The 3,642-nt window shown below is 55.9% G+C and carries 1 tRNA gene and 2 rRNA genes; all 3 read left to right on the plus strand.

Annotated features, from left to right (window positions below):
• The first annotated feature begins 3 nt into the window (after positions 1–3).
• Positions 4–79, plus strand: a tRNA-Ala gene (locus tag C8D92_RS15490).
• A 275-nt stretch (positions 80–354) separates the two neighbouring features.
• A 23S ribosomal RNA gene (locus C8D92_RS15495) occupies positions 355–3,245 on the plus strand.
• Between the two features lie 92 nt (positions 3,246–3,337).
• Positions 3,338–3,453 (plus strand): 5S ribosomal RNA (gene rrf, locus C8D92_RS15500).
• The last annotated feature ends 189 nt before the right edge of the window (positions 3,454–3,642 follow it).

Genomic DNA, 3,642 nt, shown 5'->3' on the forward strand with positions numbered 1-3,642 from the left:
GATGGGGCCGTAGCTCAGCTGGGAGAGCGCCTGCCTTGCACGCAGGAGGTCAGGAGTTCGATCCTCCTCGGCTCCACCATTTTACAGACAGCCGGTCGGGTTGTTGCTCAGTGTGCAGAAACAAGTATTTCGTGTTTTTGACGACGAAGTGCTTCTTTCTGATCACTGGATCAGAAACGCTCTTTAAGAATGTGGACAAGATTGAAGCTGGAGATGAATTCGCCTGCGGGCGGGTTCGTCTCAAAGAGATAACGATGCAAGCGTTATCCGGCGATATTGTCGTTTGGGTTGTGAGGCTTTGATCCTTGCAACGGTGAGTGCCTTCGGGCACAGGTCGTTGCTTTGGGGTTATATAGTCAAGCAACTAAGCGCATACGGTGGATGCCTTGGCAGTCAGAGGCGATGAAGGACGTGGAAGCCTGCGATAAGGCTCGGGGAGCTGGCAAACAAGCTGTGATCCGGGCATTTCCGAATGGGGAAACCCACCTGGTTTCGGCCAGGTATTGTCCGCTGAATACATAGGCGGGCGAGGCGAACCGGGGGAACTGAAACATCTAAGTACCCCGAGGAAAAGAAATCAACCGAGATTCCCTTAGTAGCGGCGAGCGAACGGGGATTAGCCCTTAAGCGCGGTGACGGGTAGACGAAGACTCTGGAAAGGGTCGCCATAGTGGGTGATAGCCCCGTAGTCGAAACCCCATCCGCGTGAAATCGAGTAGGACGGGTTACGTGACATCCTGTCTGAACACGGGGGGACCATCCTCCAAGGCTAAATACTCCTGACTGACCGATAGTGAACCAGTACCGTGAGGGAAAGGCGAAAAGAACCCCTGTGAGGGGAGTGAAATAGACCCTGAAACCGTATGCGTACAATCAGTCGGAGCCCCTTCGGGGGTGACGGCGTACCTTTTGTATAATGGGTCAGCGACTTAATTTCAGTAGCGAGGTTAACCGTTTAGGGGAGCCGTAGGGAAACCGAGTCTTAATAGGGCGTCGAGTTGCTGGGATTAGACCCGAAACCGAGCGATCTATCCATGAGCAGGGTGAAGGTTGAGTAACATCAACTGGAGGCCCGAACCCACTGTCGTTGAAAAGCCAGGGGATGACTTGTGGATTGGAGTGAAAGGCTAATCAAGCTCGGAGATAGCTGGTTCTCCCCGAAAGCTATTTAGGTAGCGCCTCGGATGAACGCCACTGGGGGTAGAGCACTGTTTCGGCTAGGGGGCCATCCCGGCTTACCAAACCGAGGCAAACTCCGAATACCGGTGAGCGCTGTCCGGGAGACACACCGTGGGTGCTAACGTCCACTGTGGAGAGGGAAACAACCCAGACCGCCAGCTAAGGTCCCCAAGTACCGGTTAAGTGGGAAACGATGTGGGAAGGCCCAGACAGCTAGGAGGTTGGCTTAGAAGCAGCCATCCTTTAAAGAAAGCGTAATAGCTCACTAGTCGAGTCGGCCTGCGCGGAAGATGTAACGGGGCTCAAACCGGTCACCGAAGCTGCGGCTGCCTACTGTGTAGGCGGGGTAGGGGAGCGTTCTGTAAGCCTGTGAAGGCGCATCGTCAGGTGCGTTGGAGGTATCAGAAGTGCGAATGCTGACATGAGTAACGATAAAGGGGGTGAAAAACCCCCTCGCCGGAAGACCAAGGGTTCCTGCGCAACGCTAATCGGCGCAGGGTGAGTCGGCCCCTAAGGCGAGACCGAAAGGTGTAGTCGATGGGAAACGGGTTAATATTCCCGTACCTTGCATGACTGCGATGGAGAGACGGAGAAGGCTAGGTGAGCCGGGCGGCGGTTGTCCCGGTTCAAGCCAGTAGGCAGTGGGATCAGGCAAATCCGGTCCCACAATGCCGAGAGGCGAATACGAGCGCCCAAGGGCGCGAAGTCACTGATGCCAGGCTTCCAGGAAAATCTTCTAAGCGTCAGGTCATGCCAGACCGTACCCCAAACCGACACAGGTGGTCAGGGTGAGAATCCCAAGGCGCTTGAGAGAACTCGGGTAAAGGAACTAGGCAAAATGGTGCCGTAACTTCGGGAGAAGGCACGCCGGTGCGTAGGTGACGCTCTTCGCGAGTTGAGCCGAAGCCGGTCGAAGATACCAGGCCCCTGCGACTGTTTACTAAAAACACAGCACTCTGCCAACACGTAAGTGGATGTATAGGGTGTGACGCCTGCCCGGTGCCGGAAGGTTAATTGATGGGGTTAGTCTCAGGACGAAGCCCTTGATCGAAGCCCCGGTAAACGGCGGCCGTAACTATAACGGTCCTAAGGTAGCGAAATTCCTTGTCGGGTAAGTTCCGACCTGCACGAATGGCGTAACGATGGGGGCGCTGTCTCTACCCGAGACTCAGTGAAATTGAAATCGCCGTGAAGATGCGGTGTATCCGCGGCCAGACGGAAAGACCCCGTGAACCTTTACTATAGCTTCACAGTGAACTTTGAGCAGTCTTGTGTAGGATAGCTGGGAGGCTTCGAAGCGGTAACGCCAGTTGCCGTGGAGCCGTCCTTGAAATACCAGCCTGGGTTGTTTGAGGTTCTAACTTCGTCCCCTGATCGGGGATAAGGACACTGTGTGGTGGGTAGTTTGACTGGGGCGGTCTCCTCCCAAAGCGTAACGGAGGAGCACAAAGGTGGGCTAAGCACGGTCGGACATCGTGCGGTTCGTGTAAAGGCACAAGCCCGCTTAACTGCGAGACTCACACGTCGAGCAGGTGCGAAAGCAGGTCTTAGTGATCCGGTGGTTCTGTATGGAAGGGCCATCGCTCAACGGATAAAAGGTACTCCGGGGATAACAGGCTGATACCGCCCAAGAGTTCACATCGACGGCGGTGTTTGGCACCTCGATGTCGGCTCATCACATCCTGGGGCTGAAGCCGGTCCCAAGGGTATGGCTGTTCGCCATTTAAAGTGGTACGCGAGCTGGGTTTAGAACGTCGTGAGACAGTTCGGTCCCTATCTGCCGTGGACGTTGGAGATTTGAGGAAAGCTGCTCCTAGTACGAGAGGACCGGAGTGGACGAACCTCTGGTGTTCGGGTTGTCACGCCAGTGGCATTGCCCGGTAGCTAAGTTCGGACAGGATAACCGCTGAAGGCATCTAAGCGGGAAGCCCCTTCCAAGATGAGATCTCCCCGGGCCCTCGAGGCCCCTGAAGAGCCGTCCTAGACCAGGACGTGGATAGGCCGGGTGTGGAAGCGCTGTGAGGCGTTGAGCTAACCGGTACTAATGGCTCGTGCGGCTTGACTATATAACGCCCAAAGCAATGACAGACAACGGATAACGCAACGCGCATCAACCAACAGCTCAGTCCTCTGTCCGATCCAGTGATCACCCTTTTTGCCTGACGACCACAGCGGTCTGGAACCACCTGATCCCATACCGAACTCAGCAGTGAAACAGACCAGCGCCGATGGTAGTGTGGCTTCTGCCCATGCGAGAGTAGGTCATCGTCAGGCTCCTCAATCAAAAAGCCCCGCCAGTGCTCTGGCGGGGCTTTTTTATTGTGGATACGGTGAGTCTCTGTCACTACCTGTCGGCCCCATGCGACAAGCCTGCCGAATGGCAGGCGCAGGACGTCGGAGCAACGCGACGACGGGCCCGAAGGGCCGAGCGCCGAGAGGCGCGAGCAAAGTAGGTCATCGTCA

The organism is Tamilnaduibacter salinus, assembly GCF_003096655.1.
GTDB lineage: Bacteria > Pseudomonadota > Gammaproteobacteria > Pseudomonadales > Oleiphilaceae > Tamilnaduibacter > Tamilnaduibacter salinus.